Origin of the sequence: Micromonospora echinospora (assembly GCF_900091495.1) — a bacterium.
Lineage (GTDB): Bacteria > Actinomycetota > Actinomycetes > Mycobacteriales > Micromonosporaceae > Micromonospora > Micromonospora echinospora.
Genome location: NZ_LT607413.1, coordinates 1886783 through 1911639, shown reverse-complemented (window position 1 = coordinate 1911639; position 24857 = coordinate 1886783). Strand labels below are relative to the sequence as shown.

General features: G+C 71.3%; 26 protein-coding genes. 7 read left to right on the top strand and 19 right to left on the bottom strand.

Features of this window, described 5'->3' with window-relative positions; all coding sequences use genetic code 11:
• Positions 1-20: 20 nt before the first annotated feature.
• The 10 genes from GA0070618_RS08670 to GA0070618_RS08625 all read right to left on the bottom strand — a co-directional run bounded on the left by GA0070618_RS08670 (position 21) and on the right by GA0070618_RS08625 (position 7640).
• Positions 21-533 (bottom strand): TadE/TadG family type IV pilus assembly protein, encoded by a 513-nt coding sequence (locus GA0070618_RS08670; protein WP_088981182.1) that lies wholly within the window; start codon positions 531-533, stop codon positions 21-23.
• The gene (locus GA0070618_RS08665) at positions 530-973 is read right to left on the bottom strand and encodes a TadE family protein (protein ID WP_414467568.1); all 444 of its coding nucleotides are present in this window, start codon (positions 971-973) and stop codon (positions 530-532) included. Before GA0070618_RS08665 ends, GA0070618_RS08670 begins: the two co-directional genes overlap by 4 nt.
• A gap of 7 nt (positions 974-980) precedes the next feature.
• Positions 981-1178 carry a hypothetical protein gene (locus GA0070618_RS08660; RefSeq protein ID WP_088981181.1) on the bottom strand — a complete coding sequence of 66 codons (198 nt, stop codon included), beginning with the start codon at positions 1176-1178 and terminating at the stop codon, positions 981-983.
• A gap of 29 nt (positions 1179-1207) precedes the next feature.
• Entirely contained in the window at positions 1208-2080 is an 873-nt protein-coding gene (locus GA0070618_RS08655) for a type II secretion system F family protein (RefSeq protein WP_088985384.1), read from the bottom strand.
• Positions 2080-2955 carry a type II secretion system F family protein gene (locus GA0070618_RS08650; protein ID WP_088985383.1) on the bottom strand — a complete coding sequence of 292 codons (876 nt, stop codon included), beginning with the start codon at positions 2953-2955 and terminating at the stop codon, positions 2080-2082. Before GA0070618_RS08650 ends, GA0070618_RS08655 begins: the two co-directional genes overlap by 1 nt.
• A gap of 76 nt (positions 2956-3031) precedes the next feature.
• Entirely contained in the window at positions 3032-4654 is a 1623-nt protein-coding gene (locus GA0070618_RS08645) for a CpaF family protein (RefSeq protein ID WP_088981180.1), read from the bottom strand.
• The gene (locus tag GA0070618_RS08640) at positions 4644-5444 is read right to left on the bottom strand and encodes a P-loop NTPase family protein (protein ID WP_088981179.1); all 801 of its coding nucleotides are present in this window, start codon (positions 5442-5444) and stop codon (positions 4644-4646) included. The genes GA0070618_RS08645 and GA0070618_RS08640 overlap by 11 nt, the downstream gene beginning before the upstream one ends.
• 2 nt (positions 5445-5446) lie before the next feature.
• Positions 5447-6106 carry an SAF domain-containing protein gene (locus GA0070618_RS08635; protein WP_414467567.1) on the bottom strand — a complete coding sequence of 220 codons (660 nt, stop codon included), beginning with the start codon at positions 6104-6106 and terminating at the stop codon, positions 5447-5449.
• Positions 6103-7074, bottom strand: coding sequence for a hypothetical protein (locus GA0070618_RS08630; protein ID WP_088985382.1), 972 nt, complete (start codon positions 7072-7074; stop codon positions 6103-6105). Before GA0070618_RS08630 ends, GA0070618_RS08635 begins: the two co-directional genes overlap by 4 nt.
• Positions 7071-7640, bottom strand: a complete 570-nt coding sequence (locus tag GA0070618_RS08625) for a hypothetical protein (RefSeq protein WP_088981178.1) — start codon at positions 7638-7640, stop codon at positions 7071-7073. Before GA0070618_RS08625 ends, GA0070618_RS08630 begins: the two co-directional genes overlap by 4 nt.
• 541 nt (positions 7641-8181) lie before the next feature.
• Between GA0070618_RS08625 and GA0070618_RS08620 the strand changes: the two genes are divergently transcribed.
• Positions 8182-8949 carry a prepilin peptidase gene (locus GA0070618_RS08620; RefSeq protein ID WP_414467601.1) on the top strand — a complete coding sequence of 256 codons (768 nt, stop codon included), beginning with the start codon at positions 8182-8184 and terminating at the stop codon, positions 8947-8949.
• A gap of 30 nt (positions 8950-8979) precedes the next feature.
• On the opposite strand, the gene GA0070618_RS08615 is transcribed toward GA0070618_RS08620, so the two are convergent.
• Positions 8980-9615, bottom strand: a complete 636-nt coding sequence (locus GA0070618_RS08615; protein WP_231931662.1) for a phosphatase PAP2 family protein — start codon at positions 9613-9615, stop codon at positions 8980-8982.
• A 159-nt stretch (positions 9616-9774) separates the two neighbouring features.
• On the opposite strand from GA0070618_RS08615, the gene GA0070618_RS08610 reads away from it, so the two are divergent.
• A complete protein-coding gene (locus GA0070618_RS08610; RefSeq protein ID WP_088981175.1) occupies positions 9775-12228 on the top strand; it encodes a glycoside hydrolase family 65 protein in 2454 nt (817 codons plus the stop codon).
• 155 nt (positions 12229-12383) lie between these two features.
• Here the strand turns inward: GA0070618_RS08610 and GA0070618_RS08605 are convergent, their stop codons facing one another.
• From GA0070618_RS08605 to GA0070618_RS08585, 5 genes are all read right to left on the bottom strand, one after another.
• On the bottom strand, positions 12384-13418 hold the full coding sequence (locus GA0070618_RS08605; RefSeq protein WP_088981174.1) for a hypothetical protein: 1035 nt from the start codon (positions 13416-13418) through the stop codon (positions 12384-12386).
• Positions 13418-13687, bottom strand: coding sequence for a hypothetical protein (locus GA0070618_RS08600; RefSeq protein WP_088981173.1), 270 nt, complete (start codon positions 13685-13687; stop codon positions 13418-13420). Before GA0070618_RS08600 ends, GA0070618_RS08605 begins: the two co-directional genes overlap by 1 nt.
• Positions 13688-13801: 114 nt before the next feature.
• Positions 13802-14764: an L-threonylcarbamoyladenylate synthase gene (locus GA0070618_RS08595; protein WP_088985380.1), complete on the bottom strand. Its 963-nt coding sequence runs from the start codon at positions 14762-14764 to the stop codon at positions 13802-13804.
• Between the two features lie 97 nt (positions 14765-14861).
• On the bottom strand, positions 14862-15332 hold the full coding sequence (locus tag GA0070618_RS08590; protein WP_088981172.1) for a GNAT family N-acetyltransferase: 471 nt from the start codon (positions 15330-15332) through the stop codon (positions 14862-14864).
• Positions 15333-15492: 160 nt separating this feature from the next.
• A complete protein-coding gene (locus tag GA0070618_RS08585; RefSeq protein ID WP_088981171.1) occupies positions 15493-16089 on the bottom strand; it encodes a TetR/AcrR family transcriptional regulator in 597 nt (198 codons plus the stop codon).
• 103 nt (positions 16090-16192) lie between these two features.
• Between GA0070618_RS08585 and GA0070618_RS08580 the strand changes: the two genes are divergently transcribed.
• Complete coding sequence (locus GA0070618_RS08580) at positions 16193-17026, top strand: SDR family NAD(P)-dependent oxidoreductase (protein ID WP_088981170.1); 834 nt, start codon at positions 16193-16195, stop codon at positions 17024-17026.
• A 112-nt stretch (positions 17027-17138) separates the two neighbouring features.
• Here the strand turns inward: GA0070618_RS08580 and GA0070618_RS08575 are convergent, their stop codons facing one another.
• Together GA0070618_RS08575 and GA0070618_RS08570 are read right to left on the bottom strand one after the other, a co-directional pair.
• Positions 17139-18284, bottom strand: coding sequence for a hypothetical protein (locus GA0070618_RS08575; protein WP_088981169.1), 1146 nt, complete (start codon positions 18282-18284; stop codon positions 17139-17141).
• A 396-nt stretch (positions 18285-18680) separates the two neighbouring features.
• The gene (locus GA0070618_RS08570; RefSeq protein WP_088981168.1) at positions 18681-19517 is read right to left on the bottom strand and encodes an SCO4651 family lipoprotein; all 837 of its coding nucleotides are present in this window, start codon (positions 19515-19517) and stop codon (positions 18681-18683) included.
• 234 nt (positions 19518-19751) lie between these two features.
• Between GA0070618_RS08570 and GA0070618_RS08565 the strand changes: the two genes are divergently transcribed.
• From GA0070618_RS08565 to GA0070618_RS08555, 4 genes are all read left to right on the top strand, one after another.
• A complete protein-coding gene (locus tag GA0070618_RS08565) occupies positions 19752-21854 on the top strand; it encodes a prolyl oligopeptidase family serine peptidase (protein WP_088981167.1) in 2103 nt (700 codons plus the stop codon).
• A 64-nt stretch (positions 21855-21918) separates the two neighbouring features.
• On the top strand, positions 21919-22158 hold the full coding sequence (locus tag GA0070618_RS33360; protein WP_143740329.1) for a DUF7161 family protein: 240 nt from the start codon (positions 21919-21921) through the stop codon (positions 22156-22158).
• A gap of 11 nt (positions 22159-22169) precedes the next feature.
• Positions 22170-22550, top strand: coding sequence for a hypothetical protein (locus GA0070618_RS08560; protein WP_088981166.1), 381 nt, complete (start codon positions 22170-22172; stop codon positions 22548-22550).
• A 425-nt stretch (positions 22551-22975) separates the two neighbouring features.
• Positions 22976-23413: a hypothetical protein gene (locus GA0070618_RS08555; RefSeq protein WP_088981165.1), complete on the top strand. Its 438-nt coding sequence runs from the start codon at positions 22976-22978 to the stop codon at positions 23411-23413.
• A 571-nt stretch (positions 23414-23984) separates the two neighbouring features.
• Here the strand turns inward: GA0070618_RS08555 and GA0070618_RS08550 are convergent.
• Entirely contained in the window at positions 23985-24536 is a 552-nt protein-coding gene (locus GA0070618_RS08550; protein ID WP_231931661.1) for a hypothetical protein, read from the bottom strand.
• Positions 24537-24857 lie beyond the last annotated feature (321 nt).

Sequence of the window (24857 nt, the reverse complement as noted above, 5' to 3'; positions counted from 1 at the left end):
TGCCGGGAACCGGTGGCGGCTCATCCCCGGCTCCGGTAGCTGTCCAGCGGCGAGGTGAAGCGCGCCGACACCGGCCGGCCGGCCGGCATCCCGGGCACGCTCGACAGGTGGATGTCGGCGAACGACACCGTGCAGCTCACCTGCACCGAGACCGCCGCCGGTTGCCCCGGGGCGGCTGCGTACGCCCGCTCGAAGCTGGTCGGCGCACCGTCCACCGACCCGGTGAAGCTGAACGACGGTGGGCCGACGCAGTCGAGCCCCTGCCAGTTGAGCTGTTCGGTGGCGGCGGCGACGGCGGCGTCCCGGCCCGTGCCGGCGTCCCGGGAGATCGAGGCGGCGCGGGCCGCGTCGTGCGCAGCAGCCTGGATCGCCTCCGCCCCCACGGCGGTACGCCCGGCCACCCCGGCCAGCACCATCAGCGCGATGAAGGCGGGCGCGAGCACCGCCACCTCCACCGACACCGAACCGCGCTCGGTGTTCCGCCGGCCCGGCCGGCGGCCGAGGAACCGGCGTTCGGCGACTCCCCGGCTCACGGGTTGCCCGCCGTGGTCCAGCGCTCCACCGTGCCGTGGGCGGTCTGCGACACCGTCAGGTGCACCCCAGGGACCACCGAGATCGACTTTCCGGTCACCGTGCAGGTGACCTCGGTGGCCGTGCTGGCGCAGCTCAACTCCGGCTTGGCCAGCCAGTCTCCGGCAGCGGCGAGGAAGGCGTTTCCCCGTTCCACACCCGCTCCGGCCGGGGCCTGGTGGACGCGTTGCGCGTTCACCCCGCTCTGCGCGGCGTGCATCGCCGTGCTCCGGGCCAGGAACCAGGCCGCGACCTGGATCGACCCGAAGAGGAGCAGCAGGATCGCCGGCATGACCACGGCCAGCTCGACCGGGTTGGCTCCCCGGTCGGCCCCGCCGGACACGAGTCGGAGCCGGGTGGCGGCGACCACCCGGCGACCGGTGACACGGATCGGTCGAATCACGGTTCGGCTAGGGGGTGGGGCCGTCGATGGAGTCCATCCAATCCCCGGCCTTGTCGAGGACGGCGGCGGTGACGGCCGCTGCGGCGATCACCAGGCCGGCGATGATCACGGCGGTCGGGACCGGGCTGTCGCCGCGCTCGCCGTCGCGGCGCAACTCGGCCAGCCGTGTGCTCACGACGACGTGCAGGTAGGTGAAGAAAGCCATCGGGGTGCTCCTCGTGTCGGGGTTCGGGTCTACAGGCGGGCCAGGAACGGATAGACGATGAAGCCGAGCAGCACGAACACCAGCAGCGAGCCGGGGACGTCGAGCCGACTGGTGATGCCCTCGGCGTGGGCCAGGTTGTCCGTGCGGATCTGGTCGCGCAGCGCGTCGGCGCGGCTGCGCAGGGTCTCGTGCACCTGCGCGCCCTCGCTGCCAGAGGAACGCATGATCGCGCCGACGTCCCCCAGCTCCGGGATGCCGATCTTGTCGGCCAGGTCGCGCAGCTCGTCCCAGGGCGAGTGCATCTGCATCTGGGCGATCCGCAGCGCCTCGCGGATCCGGTCGAAGACCCAGCCGTCGCAGACCTCCGCCGCCCGCTCCAGGGACTGCACCGGCCCGTGCGCGGCGGACAGTTGCAGGGCGACCAGGTCGAGATAGGTGCAGACTGCCAGCCGGAACTGCGCCCGGGCCTTGTCGGCCTTCTGGATTACCGAGCGGTGCGCGATCAGCGCGGCGAGGAAGGCCATCCCCAGGCTGCCCAGCACCGGTACGACGAACGGCAGGCCGATGCCCATCACGGCCAGGAAGGCCGCCGCCAGGGTCGGCGTGGCGAGCCCGATCAGTGCGGAGAGCAGCACCGAGAGGGCGTACTGCTCGGGGGTCTGGCCGATCAGCGCGAGCTGCCGGTGCGGCGGGCGCAGCCAGCGGGCCGCCCCGGTCAGCCACTCCGGATTCCGGGCGGCGGACGCGGTCACCGCCCGGGCGGCGGTCGGCGGCTGGTGCAGCCGGCGCAGCGCCGGACCCAGCGCCGGGGTGGCCGGCAGCATCTCCCGGACCACCAGGAACACCCCCAGCCCGACCGCCGCGCCGCCGACGACGGCGAGGGTGAGATGCCAGTTGAGGATCATGCGAGCGCGTCCTCCGGATCGGGGGCGGGCAGGAAGCGCGCCGGACGCGGGGGCTGGCTCATCGACCGCACCCAGGCCAGCAGGGCGATGAAGGCGGCACCGAGCACCACCATCACGACCTGCCCGGTCGGAGTGCCGTACGGGCGGATGTAGTCGGTGTTCAGCAACCCGTACGCGAGGGTGGCCAGGGTCATCCCGGTGAGGAAGCGGACCGCGAACCGGGGCTGGGTGCGTTTCGCCTCGATCTCCCGCCGGGTCGCCACCTCGGCCGCCGCCGCCCCGGCGATCGCCCCGAGCACGTCGCCGAGACGCTCGCCCCGGTCGGTGAGGTGCAGGATCAACGCCGCCACCACCTGGTCGGCGACCGGGTCGCCGATGTCGTCGGCGAACGCGAGCAGCGCGGGACGGGCCAGCCAGCCGGCCTGGAGCCGGGCGGCGAGCAGGCGTACCTCCTCCTCGATCTCCGGTGGCGCGGTGGCGATGGTGCCGACGATGGCCTGCTGGAGGCCCTGGCCGGTGGCGGAGATGTCCTTGAGCCGGCGGGTCCACTCGCCGACCGCCTCGATCCGGGCGATGGCCCGCTGCTCGGCCTGACCGACCGAGAAGAGCCACGGCGCGCCGGGCACCGCCACGGTGACCAGCAGCCCGACCACGGGCAGCCCGGTCAGCAGGAACGCCAGCGCGCCGGCCACCACCGCCCCCACCAGCAGGGTCTGGTGACGCCGCTGTTCCCGGCGGCTGGTGCCGGAGCCGAGCCAGAGCCGGCGCAGGCCCGCCCCGCCGCCCGGTCCGGGGCCCGGCGGGCGGGTGGTGCCGACCAGGGCGACCACCGCCAGCACCAGCCCGGCCACGCAGGCCGCCCCGGAGACCATGGCGATCAGTTCGATGTTGACGATCACCGGGTCACCCCCGGCTGCGTCCGGTGCCCGACCGGTCCGGCCACCGCGGTCACCGCCGACCCAGCCGGGTCTGCACGGGCCGTCGCCACGCACCGGTGCCCGCCTCGATGTAAGGGCTGAGCAGGCGGGCGTCGTAGCCGACCCGGAGGAGCTGCTGACGGACCCGCTCGGGCAGGTGTTTCGGCACCGCCCGGCCGTCCGGTCCGGGGCCGAAGACCTCGGTGGTGGTGATCCGGTTGCCCTCGCCGGCCCCGATCACCTCCTCCACGTGCGAGACGAAGCGGTGCTTGCGCCCGCCGATCGCGGTCTCGTCCTCGACGTTGACGTAGACGATCAGGTCCAGCGCGTTTCCGGCCATCCGGCGGGCCTGGTCGACGGTCATCTCCCGGCCGTGCGAGAGCGCCAGCTCGATGATCCGCTCGGTCACCCCGGCCGGCGTGCGGGCGTGGATGGTGCACATCGACCCACGGCTGGTGGTCATCGCCTGGAGCATCGGCACGATCTCCCGGGACCGCACCTCGCCGACGACGATCCGCAGCACACCCATCCGGAGCGAGACCGGGATCAGGTCGGCGATGGTCACCTCACCGGCCGGACGCCCGTCCAGGCCGCGCTCGCCGTGCCCCTCCCGGGCCTCGAAGCTCATCACCGCCCGGTGGCGGAGCTGACGGCGGGCCGGCAGCAGCTCCCGGCTCTCCTCCAGCAGCACGAACGGCTCGTCCGGCGGGATCTCGTCCATCAGCGCCCGGACCACGGTGGTCTTTCCCGCCCCGGCCAGCCCGGCGACCATGATGTTCAGCCCGGCGCGCATGGCCGCGCGGAGGAAGTCCCGGAGCAGGACGTCGATCATCTCGTCCAGGTCGGCGCGGAACCCGGCGATGTCGTCCAGGCTCACGTCGAGGGTGTTGTGCTTCCGGATCACCGCGTACGGCCGGCTGCTGACCAGGTAGACGGCGGCGAGCCGGCTCCCGTCGGGCAGTTGCAGGTCCAGGGTGGGCTTGGCGGTGGAGAGCGACCGCTCGGTCGCGCCGGCCCGGCGGGCGGCGGCCTGGAGGATCTCCACCAGCTCGTCGTCGCTGTCGGCGATCGGGTCGGCCCAGTCCACGCCGCCGCCGCGCCGGGTGATGCGCACCTGGTCGCAGCCGAGGATGTGCACCTCCTCGATCGTCTGGTCGACCAGCAGGGACTGGAGCCGGCCGAGTCCGACCAGTTCGGCGGTCACCTGGTGGAACAACTGCCGTTCCTCGTCGGCCGGCATCGGCGTGCCGGCCCGGCGCACCGCGTCGGCGTACTCGGCCACCACGTCGACGGCGATCCGGGCCCGCTCGACGTCCTCCTCGTCGACGGTGAAGTCCCGGCCGCGTTGCCAGAGGGTGAGGCGTTCGCTCAGCTCGCGGCGCAACTCCCGGACGACGGTGAAGTCGACCCGGGGACGTGGCGGCGGGGTCGGCGCGGGAGCCGGTGCCAGGGCCACCCCGCCGGGGTGGCGGCCGTTCGGTCCGGCCGGCTGCCCGTTCGGCGCGGCCGGGTGGGAGTGCCCGTTCGACGCGGGCGGATGCGGGTGTCCGTGCGGGCCGGTCGGGTGGCGGTGTCCGTTCGCGGGGGCCAGCGGCGGGGTGACCGACGTGGCCGAAGCGGTGCGCGGGTCGTGCTGGACCGGTTCAAACCGCATGGGGCACCCCCTGGCCGGTGGGCCAGCCCAGGCGGGCCCGCCGCCGGTCGAGCAGCGTGCCGACCGCCACCTCCAGCGCACCGGCCGCGCGCATCAGCGGCCGTCCGGCGCGGACGTTGCCGCCGAGTCCGAGCACCTGGGCGGTACGCGGGTCGTCCGGCAGCCGGCCGATCACCGGCAGTTCGAGGGCTTTGCTGATCTCGCTGTTGCCGTGGCCGTCGCCGACCACCAGGAGGCGCAGCGAACCGGGGGCCACCCGATGCTCGGTGAAGTCCCGCCCGATCGCCCGGACGAGCGACCGGGTCGCGGAGATGCCCGGCAGGGTGGCCCGGGTGACCACCAGCACCACTGCGGCGGCGCGCAGCACCGGCCAGGGCGGGCCGACCACGGCCAGCCGACCGCAGTCGACGAGCACGTCGTACCCGGGGGTGCCGTTCTCCAGCGTGCCGAAGAAGTCCGCGAAGCGCTGCCAGAGCGGGGTGACGCTGCCGGCCTGGACCGGGTCGACCACACCGGGCAGGAGCAGCCGTTCCCGTTTCGGCGCGTCCAGGTCGACCAGTTGCGACCAGAACATCGCCTCCAGGCTGCCGTCGCGCAGTTCCCCGACGGCCAGCTCGCCGAGCCCCCGGGCCCCGTCGAGCAGGCCCCCCAGGTAACCGGCGAGCACCGACCCGCCGGCCGGGTCGCACTCGGCCAGCACCAGCCGGCGGTGCCAGCTCAGCGTGCAGGCCAGCGCCGAGGTGGTCACCCCGGGCGAGCCCTTCGCCGAGACCAGCGCGATGATCGCCATGCTCAGACCGACCCGGTCAGCACGAGGGCGATCCGTTGTTCGGCGGCGAGCGCCACCACCGCCGGCACGTCCCGTACGGACACCGCCAGGTAGACCACGACGGTGCTGGTCTCCGGGGTGTCGCTGTCGATGACGGTCGCGGTGAACCGGGTGGCCGAGGTGGTCGTCCGGCCGTCGTTGGTCTTCGTCGGGGTGCTGACCAGCAGCACCTTGTCGCCGGGGCGCAGTGTGCGGGCCGGCACCTCGCTGGGCTTGAGGCCGAGCGCGAGCTGCTGCTGGTCGGGGCCGAGCAGCGGCTTGTCGGTGAGCTGCGCCCGGGTGACCAGGGTGCCCGGGGTGAGGGTGACCGCCGCCCGCTTGCCGATCACGTCGTCGATCTCGGTGGCCGCCACCGGCTTCAGGCCCTGGCCGCCGGCCACTTGCACGGACATCAGGTCGTCCGCGCTGAGCACGGTGCCCACCGCGACCGGGCGGGCGACGGCGAGGTACGTGCCGGTGGCCCGGACCGAGGTGACCGCGAAGGCCGCGCCGAGGCCGCCCAGTGCGATCAGGAGCACCGCCAGACCGAGCAGGCCGGGCCGCATCCGGCGTTGCCGGACCACCTTGGGCGGGGCGACCGGGGCGTCCACCGGCCCCGGCCCGTTGCGCGTCGCCAGGCTCACCGGGTCACCACCTGAAGCTCGTTGATCTGGACCTCTACGTTGCGGCTGGTTCGGACGGCCGGGATGGTGCCGCTCTCGCCGCCGCCCTCCCACGCCACGACCCAGTGGGTGGTGGCGTTGATCGTGTACGTGCCGGCCTTGTCGTATCCCGGGTAGCCGCAGTCGGGCGACTCCTGACCCGCGCGCGGACCGGAGGGCGAGTACGGAGTGCCCGGAACGGTGCAGGTGACCGTCTCGCCGTTGCCCATGTTCCAGACGACCTCGCGCACCTTGGCCGTGATGGTCACGGTCAGGCCGCGCTCCGAGGCGGAGGCGAAGAGCTCGCCGAAGTAGTTCGGGCCGGGGCTGGCCCACATCCAGACCGGGAGCCCGACCAGACCGGGGCCCTGGCTCTTGCGCGGGGCCACCGAGATGCCCGGCCGGAGCAGCCTGATCGAGGCGAGCGCCCGGAACGCCAGCTCCTCCGGATCCGGCGGTGCACCGAACCCGGGCGGCGGCGCGTCCAGATCGATCATGTCCACCGAGCCGAGGTCACCGCCGTTGCAATGGCGGACGTACCGTTGCTTGCCGGCGGGGACGTCCGGCGGCTGGGGCTGGGCCAGCTTGTAGTAACAGCCGTCGCTGTTGTTGAACCAGCCCATGTAGTCGTCGTAGCAGGCGATGGGCTTGCCGTTCCACTGGCACTTGGCCGGGCCGCCGCCGTGGTCCCCGCCGCCGTCGTCGCCACCACCCGGGTCCCCCGGGCTGCCGGGGGTGCCCGGGTCGTCGTCCCAGACGCTGCAGTCGGTCTGCCCCACCGGGCACTCGGCCCCCGGGGCGGCGACGGCGGGCGCGGGAGCGGTGATCGTCAGTGCCAGCCCGGTGAGGGTGGCGACCAGGGCGGCGACCAGCCGGCGGGTCGTCCCGGCCGGCGCGTGGCCCGCCCCGGCCCGGGTCTCCTGGCGCGGCGTGGTTGTCGTCCGGGTCAGCACGGCTGGTCCTCGTGGGCGACCCCGGCGCTGATCAGCCAACGCCCGTCGGAGTAGCGGGTCGCGGTGGCCGTGGCGAGGTGACGTCCCGCCCCGGTGCCGGGGACGACCTTGCGGGTCTTCGCGTAGACCAGCTTGTAGTCCGTCGCGTCGAGACAGTCCTGGATCTCCACGGTGGCCGGGACGGTGTCCAGGCTCACCACGGTGACGGTCGGGTCGGAAACGAGCTTTCCGGTACGCATGGCACCGTGCTCCTTTGCCTCGCGGATTACCAGCCGCACCCTGGTCAGAAGTGGATCTGCCAGGTATTTGGCCAGGTCGGGATGGTGTGGATCACTGCGTGCGCTGGCTGCCCGGGAAGCGGTCAGATATCCGGCGTACGCCGCGAGAGCCGCCTTTCCGGCTGCCGCCTCCTCCGCTTTCCGGTTCTCCGGAGCGACGGGCTCGTGTTCCGCCGTGACCGGGCCGGGCGGTTCGGGGCCCGTCCCGCAGGCGGTGCCGGTGCCGACCAGCAGGAGCGTGACGAGGCAGGCCGTCCAACGCCGGGGGTGCTGCCGTGCGCGCAACGCCGCCCTCCTCGATGCGGATCCCGTCCGGCCGGTTTCCGGGTATGCGGCAGCGCGTCCGGATGCCCCGGTCCGGATCATTCGATCTTCCATCTGTATTTACTCTTACTGATATGTACCGATTTTTCTGTCGGGTTTCTTCCCGATCATCGGTCGAGGTGTTCCGTCGACGGTTGCGTCCCACCCAAGGGGCGAGCATAGGCTGACGATAGCCGATGCAACAGAGGCAATTGGATTGAATACGCTCAGTGATTGAAGGTGGTGGGATGCAGTGGCGGCACCCGTCGTCGTCGGGGTGTGTCACCCGGCTCGTGTCGCCGTGCCGTGGCGCGGGGGCGGTCGCCCGGGCGGTCCGCCACGGATTCCGGTACGCGGCAACGGATTCGCTCGTCGCGGCGCTCGCCGTACGCCCCGGCGGTGTGCGGGGCCGGGTGGCTGGTCGGCCCGGGTGTCGATCGGCGCGCCGGGTGGCGACGACCCTCGGCCGTGCCGCTCCGCCGATGACGAAACTACTTTGCGTATCCCCCGCTCCGGCCCGCATCTGGAGATCCACATGACGCTGACCCGGCCACCGGTCACCCGTTCGGCCTGGGTGCGCCTCGCCGCCGTCCTCGCCCTCACCCCGCCCCTACGGCTGGCCGCGCTGCGGCACGCCGTACCGCCGGAGACGCCGTGCCGGAGCGGCTGCGCCGCCTGCGCCACCCCGGTCGGCCTGGACCGGCCGGTGCCGGCACTCACCCCGGTGGCCCGCTGCCCACGTTGCCGGGCCCGGGTCGGACCGCCACCCGGCAGCGTCGAGGTGGCCGTCCTCGCCGCGCTGGTGCTGCTCGGGACGCTGGACCTGCCCCTGTTCGCCCTGCTCGCGGCCGGCTGGTGGCTGGCCTGGGCGGTGCCGCTGGCCCTGGTGGACGCGGCGGTGCACCGGCTGCCCGACCGGCTGACCTGGCCAGCCGCCGGGGGCACCTGGCTGCTGCTCGGGGCCGCCGCGCTGACCGGCGCGGGGCCGGGTCCCTGGGTCCGGGCCACCGTCTGCGGCCTGGCCCTGGCTGCCGGTTTCGCCACCACCACGTTGCTGCTCGGGCGGCGCGGCTTCGGCCTGGGGGACGCCAAGCTGGCGCTCGGCACCGGCGCGCTGCTCGGCTGGTACGGCTGGACCGCGCCGGTGCTCGGGCTGGTGCTGACCTTCCTGCTCTCCGCGCTGGTCGCCGGGATCCTGCTGGTCGCCCGGCGGGTTCGCTGGACCAGTCACCTCCCGTTCGGGCCGTTCCTGATCCTCGGCACCGCCCTCACCCTGGCGCTGCTCGGCTGAGGCGCTCCGGCCCGCGAACAGCGGCCGGTCCTACCGGGCTCCGGTGGGGGTGCGGGTCTGCGCCGGCGGGCCGGTGCGGCGGCGGTCCAGCAGGCGGGCGACCGGCCCGGACAGCGTCATCAGCAGCACCGTGCCGACCAGCGTGCCGAGCAGCACCCCGGCGACCACGTCGTGCGGGTAGTGCACCCCGACGAAGGTGCGGGAGAACGCGGCCAGCAGGGCCAACGGGACGGCCAGCAGCCCCAGCCGGAGGCCGAGGACCAGGGTCGTGGCGGCCAACGCCCCGGCGATCGTGGAGTGGTTGCTCGGGAAGGACCAGTCCCCGGTCGGGGGGCAGTGCCCGGCCACGATGGTCAGGTCGGCCAGGGCCCGACACGGTCGTTCCTGGTCGACGAGGATCTTGATCCACTCGCTGAGGCCGTAGGCGAGGACCACCGCCACCGGGGCGACCAGCGCCGCCGCCCGGTCGCGGGACGTCCCGCCGAACCGCCGCCAGGCCGCCAGCAGGAACAGCAGGCCGAGCAGGACGACCGAGCCTTCGGTGAAGTGCGCGGCGAACCACTGCACCGGCTCCGGGGTGCGGTCGGCGAACTCGACGATGTCCCGATACCACTCCACGCTGACCCGCGGCACGTCCTGTGGCAGGTCGACCATCCATGACGTCATCAACTGCTCATACCTCCTCCAGCCCTCACGGACTGTAGAAATGGGCGGAGTCCGGCACAGTGTGCGAAGGTGAGATCTGATCCCTGACTTTCGTCTCAGCGCGTGCACAGGCGGGCGTGCTGGGATGATGGCGAGCGCACCTGAGTACGGGGAGGCCGTGTGCCCGACACGACCGTCAGCGACCACCCGGCCGAGCGTCGCGCCGAGGACGACGGCTGGCGGATCCGACGGACCGAGGCCGACGCCGGCCGTCTCGGCGAGACCGAGTCGATCTTCGCGCTGAGCAACGGCTGGCTGGGCTGGCGAGGCAACCTCGACGAGGGCGAGCCGTACGGCATGCCGGGCAGCTACCTCAACGGCTTCCACGAGCGGCGGGAACTCAGCTACCCCGAGGACGGGTACGCCTTCCCGCAGCTCAGCGACACCGTGATCAGCGCGCCGAACGCCGCGTTGATCCGCCTCTGGGTCGACGGCGAGCCGCTGGACGTGCGCACCGGCACGCTGCACCACCACGAACGGGTGCTCGACCTGCGGGCCGGTCTGGTCGAGCGGCACACCGAGTGGACCTCCCCCGGCGGACACCGGGTCCGCGTACGCAGCACCCGGCTGGTCTCGCTGGCCCACCACCCCGTCGCCGCCGTGCGCTGGGAGGTGGAGGCGCTCGACGGGCCGGTCGACGTCCGGGTCTGCTCCGACCTGGTTGCCAACCAGCGCGTCCCGGAACGCTCCGACGACCCCCGCGCCGCCACCGTCCTGGACGAGCCACTGGTCGCCGAGTACCGCCGGTCCGACGGGCCGGACGGCGTGCTGGTGCACCGCACCGGCCGCAGTGGACAGCGCGTGGCCGTCGCCGTGGCGCACCTCGTCGAGGCCCCCGACACCACCGCCACCGACACCGGGTGCCAGGGTGACCGGTTCCGGCTCGCCCTCAGCGGCCCGCTCCGCCCCGGGCAGCGGCTCCGCCTGACCAAGTTCGCGGCGTACGAGTGCACCCGTACCGACATCGTCGACCACCCGGCGGAGGCGGCGGACCGGTCGGCGGGCGACCCGGGGGGAACCGGGGCGGAGCGCCCGACGGACCTGGCCGCCCGGGCGGTGGCCGCCGCCACCGAGGCCCGGTCGGTCGGCTGGGACGCCCTCGTCGCCGAGCAGCGGGCCTGGCTCGACGCGGCCTGGACCACCGCCGACGTGGTGCTCGACGGCGACCCGGAACTCCAGCAGGCCACCCGCTTCGCCCTGTTCCACCTGATCCAGGCGGGGCGGGCCGAGGGCGACCGGACCATTCCCGCCAAGGGCCTCACCGGCAACGGCTACGACGGGCACGTGCTCTGGGACACCGAGGGGTACGTCCTACCGGTGCTCACCTACGTCGCGCCGGCCATGGCCCGGTCGGCGCTGCGTTGGCGGCACGCCCACCTGCCCGAGGCGCGGGAACGCGCGGCCGAGCTGCGGCTGCCCGGCGCGAGTTTCCCGTGGCGGACCATCGGCGGTCGGGAGTGCTCCGGCTACTGGCCGGCGGGTACGGCCGGGCTGCACGTCAACGCCGACGTCGCCGACGCGGTGCTGCGCTACGTCGCGGCCACCGGCGACGAGGAGTTCCTCGTCGACGCCGGACTGGAGATGCTGGTGGAGACCGCCCGGCTCTGGCACGGCTTCGGGCACTGGTCCGACACCGGCTCCTACCACCTACGCGGGGTGACCGGCCCGGACGAGTACACCGCCCTGGTCGACGACAACGTCTTCACCAACCTGATGGCCCGGCGGAACCTGCGGGGCGCCGCCGACGCCGCAGACGCCCACCCGGAGGTCGCCGCCCGGTTCGGCGTGGACGCCGCCGAGGTGGCCGCCTGGCGGGCCGCCGCCGACGCGATGCACCTGCCGTACGACCCGAAGCGCGGGGTGCACCAGCAGTCGGCGGGCTTCACCGACCTCCCCGAGTGGGACTTCGACGGCACCGACGCGGACGACTACCCGTTGCTGCTGCACTTCCCGTACCTGGAGCTGTACCGCAAACAGGTGGTCAAGCAGGCCGACCTGGTGCTGGCCATGCTGCGCAGCCCGGGGGACTTCACCGCCGACGAGAAGGCCCGCAACTTCGCGTACTACGAGGCACGCACCGTCCGCGACTCGTCGCTCTCCTCGCCCGGACAGGCGGTGCTGGCCGCCGAGGTCGGCCACCTGGACCTGGCGTACGACCACTTCGCCGAGTCGGTCCTCCAGGACCTGGAGGACCTCGGCGACAAGACCTCCGACGGGCTGCACCTCGCCGCGCTGGCCGGGGCGTGGATCGCCCTGGTGCAGGGGTTCGGCGGGCTGCGCGACGACCGGGGTGAACTCTGCTTCGTGCCCCGGCTGCCCCGGCGGCTCACCCGGCTCGCGTTCAGCCTGCTCTGGCGCGGGCAGCGACTGCGGGTGACCATCACGCCCGACGAGGTCCGCTACGACCTGCCCGGTGCCGGGCCGGACGTGGGGCTCGACCTCTGGCACGACGGTGAACGCGTCCGGGTGACCGGCGGCACCTCCTGCGTGCGCCCCCTGCCCACCCCGCCCGACCCGGGCCCGGAGCCGCCCGCGCCCCCCGGTCGCCGTCCGACCCGCCGCGCCACCGCCTGAGCCGAACCGACGGCGTCAGGTGGTTGCAGGGGGCCCTTCCTACCGCTTTTTGGCGAGCAGGGGTCCCCTGCAACCACTCACCAGAGCCCCTGCAACCACCCGCCGGAGCGCCCGCAACCACCCGCCAGAGCCCCTGCGACAACCCGCCGGAGCGCCTATGCGTACGGTCTGGTCGCGTAGGCGGCTCGCAGGGCGGCCAGTCCGGTGTCCTTCGGGATCAGCGTGCCCCAGCCCGAGTTGAAGTAGTTCGTCCGCGTGATCCGGGGACCGCCCTCCCGGTTGAGCCGCCGGATCGCCTCCGGCACGGTGGCGATCCAGGCCGCCTGGTCCGGGAACTCCGCCTTCCGGACACCCCACTCGGCGATCAGCACCGGCCGGGAGAGCGCCACCAGCCCGAGGTCGGCGACCGCCCAGTCCTTCGTGCGACGGAACCGGGCCAGCGCGGTGTGCGTGGGGTCGGTGGCGTAGACGTTCCACTGGAGGAAGTCCAGCCGGGTCATCAGCGACTCCGGGTGGGTCCGCCGGAAGCAGGAGCGGTCGAAGCCGCCGGCCCCGACGGAGAAGGTGGTGCCGGCCGGTAGCGACCGGGCCCGGAACCAGTCGACGACGTAGGACATCGCCGTCACCGCGCGGGCGTCCGACTCGGCCCAGTTGTACGCGGTGCCGGCCTCGGTGGTGCCGAACTCGTGGTCGGTGTCCAACTCCGAGGCGAGCTGGATGTTCACCGGGAACCCCATGGTCCGGTACTGGGACAGTGCCCGGGCGAGGAGCCCGTCGCAGTGCCCGGCGAGAACCTGGCTGTACCCGTACGCCCTCGGCCAGGTGGTGCCGGGACGCTGCTGGATCGTCATCGACGGGGCCGGGACCGTGTAGGTGACCCCGTCGACCGTGAAGGTCTGCGTGCCGGTGTTGGCGTTGCCGTAGTGCTTCAGCTCCAGCACCATGTTGACCCGCACCCCGGAGCGGCCGAGGGTGAGCAGCCAGTCCTTCTGCCAGCCGGGGAAGGTGTACCCGTCGGCGAGGCTGCGGTACTGGGTCAGCGACCGGAAGCCTCCGCCGGAGAAGTCGGCCGTCGGGTCGGCGTTGCCGGTGAGGTAGTAGCCGCCCAGCACGGTGGTGACCTGGTAGTCCGTGGTGGCGGTCGCGGTCTGTCCGGCGGCGTCCCGGACCCGCACGGTGACCCGGGGCATCAGGCCACCGCCTGGAACACGGCGACCGCGCCACTGTCGGAGACCCGGGTCCAGGTACGGCCCGAGTCGTCGGTCACGGCCACGGCGAGGGGGTCGATCACGATCGGGACGGTCACCGGCGTGCTGTGGTTGCCCCGCGCGTCGGTGACCGCGATCGTGACGGTCAGTGGTTGGGTGTCGGTGTCGGCGTACGCGACGGTCAGGAGCATCTGGTCCCCGGGCGCGTACGTCGCCGCGTCCAGCGACGCGGTCACGGTCGGAACGGCCATGGCGGGTCCTCATTTCCGGCTCGAACCCTTTCCCGGTCAAACGACGGGCGTCGCTTTCCGGAATCGACCGTCGTCAGTCGCGTTCCTGGTTGCGCCGGAGCGCCCGGTGACGGACTATCCAGACGTTTGCCAGGTGGCGGCAGCCCGCCGCAGCCGGTCGTTGATCGCCCGTCCGAGGCCGGCATCCGGCACCCGCTCGGCGACGATCTCGCGCACCCCGGTCGCGTCGAGCCGGTGCAGGGCGTCGAAGAGCCGGGCTGCCGCGCCGGTCAGGTCGCCGTCGGGGGCGAGCACCTCCACCGCCCCGTACGCCCTCTCGGGCGCCTCGCGGAAGGCGAGATACCCCCGCGTACCGTCGTCCGGCCGGGTCGGGGCCGGTGCGTCGACCAGCCGCAGCGGGGTCCGGGGCGCGTAGTGCGCGGCCAGGGTGCCGGGCGCGACCGGCTGCCCGGAACTGCCCGGTCGTACGCTGACCGGACCGACCGCCTCGACCAGCGCCTCCACCGGCAGCGACCCGAGCCGCAGCACCACCGGCTGATCGCCGCGCGCGTCGACGATCGTGGACTCGATGCCGCACCGGGTCGGCCCGCCGTCGAGGATCAGGTCCACCGCGTCGCCCAACCCGGCCACCACGTGCTCGGCCCGGGTCGGGCTGAGCATGCCGAACCGGTTCGCGCTCGGCGCGGCCACCGGCAACCCGGCCCGGCGGATCAGCTCCCGGGCCACCGGGTGGTCCGGCACCCGGACGGCCATCGTCTCCAGCCCGGAGGTGACGATCGGCGGTACGGCCGGCGGCCGGTCCACGATCAGCGTCAGCGGGCCGGGCCAGAACCGCTCGGCCAGCGCGGCCACGGTCGCCGGCAGCGCGCCGACCAGCGTGGCCAGGTCCTCGACGTCGGCGAGGTGGGTGATCAGCGGGTCGAAGCTGGGCCGGGCCTTCGCCTTGAAGATCCGGGCCGCCGCCCGCGCGTCGAGCGCGTTCGCGCCCAGGCCGTACACGGTCTCGGTGGGGAAGGCGACCAGCCCGCCGGACCGCAGGACGGCGGCGGCCTCGGCCACCCCGCTGGCCGCCGGCAGGACCGGCGCGGACTTCGCGCTCATACCCCCGACGCTAACGTCCCGGGGGCGACGGGCCGCACGGGGGCGGCGACGCGGCCCGAGGAGGCCCCAGGGGCTACAGGTGCTTACGCATCTGAAGGGAGGTGGTCTCGAAGCCCATCTGCTCGTACAGGCTGCGGGCGGCAAGGTTGAACCCGAACACGCTCAGGCCGACGGAGACGACGTTCCGCGCCCGGCACCACTCCTCAGCGGTCTTGAGGATCGCGCGTCCGTAGCCCCTCCGGCGCACGTCCTGGCGCACCTCGATGTCGAACACGAAGGCGTGCAGGCCGTCCGACTTCTGTTCCACGTGCAGCCACAACATGCCGACCTCGGTGTCGCCGTCGTACGCGATCCAGAGATGGTGGTCCGTCGAGTTCAGGCCGTCGGGCAGCAGCGTCTCGTGGTCCCGGCGTGACTTCTCCTGGGCCTCCGGCAGCGGCATGGCGCCGGAGGCCGCGATGTTCCGCGCGTACCTGCCCTCCGCCTGCTGCCGGTACCGGTCGTACTGCTCCTCGGTCATCGGCGCGAACCTCAGCGTTGCCATGCCGGTACCCTAGGCGGCCCACCCCCACCCCGTCGATCATGGACTTCGGGCACCGCCCAAGCCCCACCATCACCGCTAGTCAGGCGCCATGACTCCATGATCGACGGCGTTGGGGCTACGGTGCTGCCGTGGACGACAGCCTGATCGCATCGATGTTCCGCTAGCCACGAGCGGTGGGGGCGAAGGCTCGCAGGGTGGCCTCGACCAGCGCGTCGGCGTAGGCGTCGTCGAGCGGCCCGGTCCGGCTCAGCCAGCGTTGGGTGAACGGGGCGTAGAGGAAGTCGAGGCATAGGGCGAGGTCCGCGTCCGGGTCGAATTGGCCGGCGCGCTGGGCGGAGCGCAGTCGGTCGAGCTTGGCCTCGGTGAGGGGGCGTTCGACCTTCTCCTGGTAGAGGGTGGCCAGCTCCGGGTCCACCGCGATCTCGGCGTACAGGGCGCGCAGCAGGGCTGACAGGGTCGGGTCGGTGAACTCCACGGCGGTGGCCCGCAGCACCGTCTTCAGGTCGGCTTCCAGGTCGCCGGTGTCGGGCAGGGTGATGACGCCGGCCTCGTCCTCGCTCAACGCGCGTACGGCGTCGAACACCACCGCGCCCTTCGACGGCCACCAGCGGTAGATGGTCTGCTTGCCGACGCCGGCCCGGCGCGCGATGGCCTCGATCGACACCCGGGGATAACCGACCTCGACGACGAGATCGCGGGCGGCGGCCAGGATCGCCAGGCGGGACCGGTCACTTCGGCGGGCGGCATCGGGCGGCATGGCCAGACCATATCCCGAGACGAGACGGTCCGTCTTGACAGGGAGCCAGGTTGTGAGGACAGTTCTCGGCGAGACGGTACGGTCCGTCTCGTTGAGGAGAATCATGCGAACCTGGCTCATCACCGGTGCCTCCCGTGGCCTCGGTCGCGCGTTCACCGAGGCCGCACTCGCGGCCGGGGACCGAGTGGTCGGCGTCGCGCGGGACGTCGGTCCGCTCGACGACCTGATCGCCGCAACGGACGGCCGTCTCGTCGCCTACCCTCTCGACGTCGCCGACCGCGCCGCCGTCCTCGCCGGGGTGCGGCGGGCGACCGACGAACTCGGACGGCTCGACGTCGTGGTCAACAATGCCGGCGGCGCGCTGCTCGGCATGGTCGAGGAGGTCACCGAGGAAGAGGCCCGCGCGCACCTCGACGTGAACTTCTTCGGCGCGCTCTGGGTCAGCCAGGCCGTGCTGCCGGTCCTACGCGAACAGGGCAGCGGGCACCTGTTGCAGGTCTCGTCGCTGGGGGCCTCCGGGGGATTCGCCTCGACAGGTCTCTACAGCGCGGGCAAGGCGGCCCTCGACGCCGTCAGCGACGCCATCGCGATGGAGGTCGAGTCGTTCGGGGTCCGGGTCACCATCCTGAGCCCCGGTGGCTACGAGACCGAACTGTTCACCAGGGGGCTCACCCAGGCCGCACCCCACCCGGCGTACGACCCGCTGCGTACGCAACTGAACGAGATGTGGAGCGCGGCCGAGGACTTCGATCCGGCGCTCGCCGCGGACGTGGTCATGCGGGTGGTGGCACTGCCCGACCCACCGAAGCGGATCATCCTGGGCGGTGTGGCGTTCGACCTGACCCGCGAGATGGAATCGGCACGCGCCGCCGAGTACGCGCGCTGGGAGGAACTCAGCCGCCTCGGCGACCGTCCCAGCCCGCGCCACGGGCAGTGACCCGTCTCCACCGTCGTCCCCGCATCTTCCGGTCCGGCATCCGCCCGGACGGTGCCACCGACGTGACCCTCGTCGGCGGGTGCCGTCCGAGTGGATGGACCCGGACGGCCTGCTACATGTCGGAGTCGTCGACCGGGTTGACCGTCACACTGATCTCGACCAGGTCGTCGTCGCCGCCAGGGCTGTCGACGACATTCATGCCCGCGCCCTGGCGGATCATGGCCATGAGTCGGCTGCCCACGTCGAATCCGCTGGAGAGGCCCCGGCGAATGCCCAGCGCGGGATTGTCACGGAGCAACTGCAACGACTGCGACCAGGCGATTCCGGTTACGCCATTGGTGAGTTTGAGAACGTCCGCGTTGCTCTTGGCGAAAGCCCCCATCAGCGCACCGAAGGTGTGATGCATGGTCGAGAAGACCAGGCCGGCGGTACGGTTGTTGAGTTTGTCGAGACCCCACACGTTGTTGCGGCCACCGCCGACGGCCATGAACGTCGTGGTCTTGTCGGACTTGTCGTAGACCTGCATCCAGAGCGCTTCGCCATCGAGGGCGTGCACGTCCGACGTGCTCATCAGCGAATACCGGACGACGTACAGGTCGCTCTCCAGGACGTTGGCCTGACTGGCCTTGACGAAAACGTTGCCCAGCGCGATCGGCCCGGATACCGGAACGTTCTCCGTCAGCCGCTTCTGCCGATATTCGGCAAGCGCCCGGTCGTGCTCGAACTCCTTGCTCAGGTCACTGTTCGCCGAGGAGTCGTCGATCACCGGCTGACTGATTCGCGGGACCTGCGGTACCTCACCGCCGGACGGCGGGAACACCGAGAGCAGGGCGCGGAACGGCATCCAGGACCTGATGTCGCCGAACAGCGGCTGGAACGGCGTGGGCACGGCCACCGCGTTGCTGACGTGCGTGTACATGTGGAACTTCTCGCCGGACAGGCAGTCGGTGAAGCCGGACGCACCCAGCTTTTTCGGCTTCTTGCTGTAGGGCGTGGCCTCCTTGACGAATTCCATCACCTTCTCGCCGTTGCCGGCGGTCAGATCGCGAACCGACTGCTCCGGGTTCTCGTAGTTCCAATTGATGACCGAGCTGCCGAGAGAGGCGGTGTGGAAGCGATCACGCTGGTACGTGCGGATCTTGACGCCGGTGGCCAGGTCGAACTGGCTCAGGGAGAGCTGGAGGTAGAACAGGGCGTTCCTGCGGGCGGTCTCTCGGAAGGTCGGCGGCTTCGGATCTTTCGGCTGCTCTGGCTGCATGATTGTTCCCTCTCGCACCGGGCGCGGCCCCCACGGCTCGCACTCCGAAACTGAATCCCGACAAGCATGCGGCAGGAATGGGATTCTGGACGAAGCGAAAGCCACTCAATTCTCGTGGTGACGTGTCGGGTTTCTTGCACACGCCTTCGGCATCGTGGTGCGCGGAAATGCCAACCCCGCCAAAACAGCAGATCAGGCCGCCCGTAATGCCCCGGAGGTATCGGTGGGTGCCGAGGCGCGGCGCTGGCGACGAACGTCGGGCGGGAGACGTTGGCGTACGGCAGACCGAAGGGCGGACCGCTCGTCGTACGAGCGATCCGCCCTTCGCGGTTCCTCAGGCCGGGCGATGCCCCGGGCCGGGACGGAGTCCACCGGCCGGGCGCACCCTGGCTCTGGTCAGGATTCCTTGGACAGGTCCTGCAACTCCTTCAACATCTCCATCAGGTCGGTGGTGTCCGCCGGAGCCGGCGTCTCGATGGTGACCGGCTTGCCGTAGTCGGTGTAGTCGATCGTCAGGTCGCTCATCGTGCCCATGACCATGCGCGCCCGACGCGGCTGGTACTGCTCGTCGACCCAGAGGTCGATCTTGACCTCCTTGACGCCGTTCTTGGCCAGTTCCTGCTCGACGCCCTTGCGCATCTCCGCGTCGAGCTGACCGAGGTAGGTGGCCAGCGGAGAGGTGACGGTGTAGTGGACCGTGGCCGCCCCGTTCACCGTCTCCTCACCGACGGCGGTGACCCCCTCGGTGGCGAGCAGCGTCTTGACCTGCTTGGTCGGGTCCATGTCGTCGAACTGCTTGGTGACGTCCATCCCCGCCATCTCACCCACGGCGGACAGGTCCATCTTGAGCCAGCTCTTGCCGCCGGTGCTCGCCCGTTCCGCCTCCGGCACCTGGGTGTACACCGTGGTGCCGATCATCCGGACCGTTGCCGGCTTGCCGTCCTCGCCCGGCACCGTCATCTCGAACTTGACCGGGTCGCCCAGGTCGATGACGCCCTGCATCGACATCTTCTCGCCGGCGGCTGTGCCCTCCAGCTTCACGGCCACGGACTCGGCCTTGTCGGTGGTGTCGACCACCTTCTGCAACGAGCCCTTGAGATCACTGGCGAGCAGCTTCAGCACGCTCGGCTGCTGCGGCGCATCCGACGAACCGGGCTCCGAGCCGCAGGCGGTGACGGCGAGCGCGGTGAACGCGGTGACCGCGAGAACAGTGGACCTCTTCCACAGTGACATGTGGCAACTTCTCCCCGTAGGACGGATGCCGGGGGTGCCCCCGGATCGACGGACACGCTATCCCAGCAGGTCAACTCGGGATGGCGCGGCCGGGTCGACGACGTACCACCTCCGGCCGCCCCCCACCGGCAACCCCGGCCGCCACTGATCGTGGAAGCCGACAGCGAGCCCGGCAGAGTCGCCATGCCGACAGCGAGTGGGTACGGCGACTGAGGCGTCGGGAATAGTGGCGGGGTGGCGAGCGACGAGGGCGACGACCCGTACCTGTGGCTGGAGGACCTTGATGGCGGCGATGCCGCCCGCTGGGTGCGGGAGCGCAACGCCGAGACCGTCGCGGCGTTGGCGGGCGGCGAGACGTTCGCCGGCCTGCGGGCGGACATCCGGCAGGTGTTCGACTCCGACGAGCGCATCCCGTACCCGACCTGGCGCGGGGACGGCTTCTACTACGACTTCTGGCGGGACGCGGCGCACCCACGTGGCCTGTGGCGGCGTACGACGTTGGACCAGTACCGCCGACCCGAGCCCGAGTGGGACGTGTTGCTCGACGTCGACGCGTTGGCCGCGCGGGAGGGGGAGAACTGGGTCTGGAGCGCCGCCCACTGCCTGCGGCCCGGCAACCAGCGCGTCCTGATCAGCCTGTCCCGAGGCGGTGCCGACGCGGTGGTGGTTCGGGAGTTCGACCTGCTCCGCCGTTCGTTCGTCGAAGACGGCTTCAGCGTTCCGGAGGCCAAGAGTCACGTCTGCTGGATCGACGAGGATCACATCTTCGTCGCCACCGACTTCGGGCCCGGGTCGCTGACCAGCTCCGGTCATGCCCGGATCGTCAAGCGGTGGCGGCGCGGCACCGCGCTGTCGGAGGCCGAGGTCGTCTACGAAGGACAGTTCGACGACACGGAGGTGCACGCCTCGCACGATGCGACGCCCGGGTTCGCGCGTGACTTCGTCGTCCGGTTCCTGGACTTCTACCGTACGGAGAACTACCTGCTGACGGCGGCCGGCGAGCTGGTCCGGATTCCGGTGCCGGAGGACGCCCGGTGGGACGTACACCGGGAATGGCTGGTGATCCGGCCTCGTTCTCCCTGGACTCTCGACGGGGTGACCCATCCCGCAGGCGCGCTGCTGGCGACCCGGTTCGAGGCGTTCCTCGCCGGCGGGCGGGAGATGACGGTGCTCTTCCGGCCCGACTCCCGCACCGCCTTGAGCTCCCACTCCTGGACCCGGAATCACCTGATCCTGGCCACCACGGTCGACGTGCGGAGCCGGCTGGAGGTGTTGACGCCCGGCGACACGGGTTGGCGGCGTGCACCACTCGCGGGCGTGCCGGAGCAGGACCACAGCATCGTCGTGGACACCGATTCCGACCACAGCGACGCCTACCTACTCGCCTCGGCAGGCTTCCTCCAACCGGCGACGCTCCGGCTCGGGCAGGTCGGGGGTCCGGTCGAGACGCTCAAGCGGGAGCCGGCGTTCTTCGACGCGGACGGCATGGCGGTACGCCAGTTCTTCGCCACCTCCGCCGACGGCACGAGGGTGCCGTACTTCGTGGTCGGAGACCCCCGCGCCACCGGTGTGCCGACGCTGCTCACCGGCTACGGCGGATACGAGGTGTCGCAGACCCCGTCCTACAGCGGCGCCATCGGCCGGGCCTGGCTGACCAGGGGCGGCACGTACGTCGTGGCGAACATCCGTGGCGGCGGTGAGTACGGCCCCGAGTGGCATCGCGCCGCGCTGCGGGAGAACCGGCCCCGGGCGTTCGAGGACTTCGCGGCGGTGGCGGTCGACCTGGTGACGCGTGGCATCACCACGCCGGAGCAGCTCGGAATCGAGGGCGGCAGCAACGGCGGGCTGCTGATGGGGGTGATGCTGACCCGCTACCCGGAGCTGTTCGGCGCGGTGGTCGCCCACGTGCCGCTGCTGGACATGCGGCGGTACCACCGGCTGCTGGCCGGCGCCTCCTGGATGGCCGAGTACGGCGACCCCGACCGGGAGGCGGACTGGGCCTACCTGCGCGAGTACTCGCCGTACCACAACGTCCGCGCCGGTCGGTCGTACCCGCCGCTGCTGCTCGCCACCTCGACCCGCGACGACCGGGTGCACCCGGGGCACGCCCGCAAGATGGCGGCCCGGCTACGCGAGTACGGCTACGACGTGTCGTACTACGAGAACGTCGAAGGCGGGCATGGCGCCGCGGCGAACAACGAGCAACGGGCCTTCCTCTGGGCGTTGACGCTGGAGTTCCTGTGGCGGAGGCTGACCGGACCGGCACGTTCCGCCGTGCCGCGCCAGCAGCCGTCCGTCGATGCCGGGCAACCGGCACCTGGCCAGGGCCGGGCGTGAAGCGCCTCATCGGCGTGTGCCCGTCAAACAGCCGACAGGGCCAGCGTTGACGGTGTGGCGTCCAGTGCGGGCCACCGACACGGGCCTGAATGGACGTGTCGCGCGCCTACTGACCAGTGAGCCGACCGACGATGCGGGATGGCCGGCCGATCTGCCGGCCGGTACGACGGAAGTGGTCATCGTCGAGGACACTCCCAGCCCGACAGCCACCCTGAAAGTGCAGACCAGCGGGAACGCCGCGCCGAAGAGTGTGCGGGTGAGGTTTGACCAGCTCGCTGTACGCGATGCGTTCGTAGAAGGGTGACCGCGGTGTCAATGGGACTGATCCAGATCGCGGTCGTCGGACTGGCCGTGCTTCTGCGACTGACATCTTTCGGCTGGTTCGCCATCATTGCGATCATCGTGAGCGCCATGTCGCTCGGCATCGTGCCCGTGATCGTGCTGGGGCCGCTGATCTACGCCGGATTCTCCGCGCCACAGTCTGCCTGGCCCCTGCTCATCACGGCCGACCTCCTGCTCCTGGTATGTGCGTTGACGTTCGAAGACGGCGGCGACAACACCTCCGCAAGTCCGCTGCAGGTGCTCACCGGCAGTCGTGGACTGTCCGGTCGCGCCACGGACAAAGCGTTCCAGTTCTGCGGAATCGCCTACCTACTAACCCTGCCGGCACTGGTGATCTGGACAATTGCCGGTTAGATGTGCTTTCTCGGAGGATGTCTGCCGCACGCAATTTGTGCGCTATGACGGTGCCACCCCGAATCCCGGCCCGACACCGCGGCGGGACTCGGGATCCGTACCTTAGGTGAGCCTGCGTCTCACTCCTGGCCGACCTGGCGGTGCACCCGCGGGTACTACTGAACTCCGCTGCTGTACGAGTCGAGAGCGCGGATCCAGCGGCCCCACGAAGGGGTGCTGGCCTGGGGTGGAGTGGGCCGCCAGGGACTCGAACTCTGATGCCGGACGTTGCCGATAGATCATCTTGAATCGGGCAGATCCGGCCCCTGACCAGGGCGGCGGGACGGGGCGATGCGACGGTGGTCGGGAATGGCCGTGACGTACAATCGCGGTGAGGGCGAGGCGCCAGGCCGAGACTCCGGCACCCATGTGAGGGAGGGGGCAGGATGTTCGGTTGGAAAAAGAAGCTCAACGATCTGATGGCGCAGCTCAGGCCCGACCTGAGTCGCGAATCGCTCGGCGTCGGGCCCGACTTCCCGGGCGTCGCCCCGAACCCGCTCCTGAGCAGTGATGCACGGAAGCGCAATGCGGAACTGCGTACGGGGGCGCTTGCGCTCGGCGTTCTCGTCGACTGGCGGGAGGTGAACAGCAACCCTCGCGTGGTCCTGATGTTCGACGTGGAGACCGCCGACGGCATCTCGTTCCGCGGTATCGCAGACGAAGACCTCACGATCACCGAGCTCTCCCGACTCACCCCAGGACAGACGTTGCCCGTGCGCTACCGGCCGGCCGTCATGGACCACTACGTCGCCCTTGCCCGGGACGCGGACCCCGCCCATGTGCAGCAGCTCTCTGACGAGATCGCGAGCCGCAAGCGGACCTGACCCGAAGCCATTGGCCGAATCCCTAGCTGTTCCTGCGGCGTGGGCGGTGAGGGTCCAGGTTGAGGCGGAACGAGGAGAGCAGGCCCCGGATGCTGCGGTAGCGGTCTACCTGTTGCGGCTGAGTAGCGGGGATGATGGCGGGCTGCGTCGAGTGCAGTCGGCTTTGCTTCCTCACCTCTGCCGCGCAACTGAGCAACGCCCCCCAGCGCCTCCGCCCGTTCCGCCGACAACCACAACGAGCCGTGTGGCACGTCGTCATCGGGACCGGCCAACCCTTCCGTCAGGGTCTCCGCCGGCACTTCCAGGTCAAGCCGAACGAAGTGATGCCCTCTGCTGTAGTCGACGAAGGCATCCAGGTACCGGTCATCATCGAACGTCACGGCCGTATGCTGCCATGGCACCGACGCCTACCTGACCCCTGAGCCTCGACCGCTTCGTTCCGAAGGAATGATCAGCCGTCAGTGACCTGGGCGCATAGTTAGGCTGAGCTGCCGGAGCGGTCCGCCATGGTCCGTAGGCGTCCGGGGTTGGCCGCCTCGGTCGTCACCCAGTTGGTCACTCAGCCCGGATGTCAGACATTGGTAAACTCCTCATCGGGCCTCGTGTGCCGCGCGTGGTATGTGTGCCTCCGTCGCCACCACCAGCGCAGTGACCAGAACAATCCCTTCACGGACTTCGGCAGCAGGAACGGTCCGACGGCAGTCACGGCAACGAGCTGCCAGACGTGTGCATTGCCCGGATCGGCGACATGGTCGAAGACGATCAGCGCGGCCATCACCGACCAAGCGGCGTCTGCCGCCCAGTCGCGCACCTTGACCAGCGTGCGACGCCAACCCTTCTGTACCGGAGGATCGGGAACCTCGCCCGTGGTCAAGGCCATCACGCCCCGCCACCCAAGGACCAGCGTGTAGGCGAGGGCCATTGGCACCTTCACCAGCGAGATCCACGCAGCGAACCTGGCAGGGCTCACGGCCACCTCACCCAGCCTGTTGGGAACGATCGGGGCCAGCACCAGATACGTGACAAGGAGGAGGACGAAGTCGAGGGCAAACACGAACAGCGGGAGTCCCAGCATGAGTAGTCGACCCAGCCGTCTAACCGTGCGCGGGCTCATGCCAGCCATGCCGGCCATTGTCCGGGCAGGTCGCAAGAACCCGCTCGGAATCCCCTGCCACCTCGTTCAACCTCGACCCCCTCCGGGGATTGCCGCCCAGCCGCTACGTCAAACGGCCCTCCGCGCATGTACGGATGCTGCCGGAACAGACTGAGTCGGCTCTCGTGTCACGGACCGCGCCCCCGGCGGACACCGCCACAGTGGCGCAGTTGACCCAACCTCGCCCGGCGCGGACCCGGCTCCCGGGGTCGGAGCTGGCCACCGGCGGCCACCCTCGGGTGGCGATGCAGATACTCCGGCACGCGCGGTTCGCCATCACCATAGCGATCT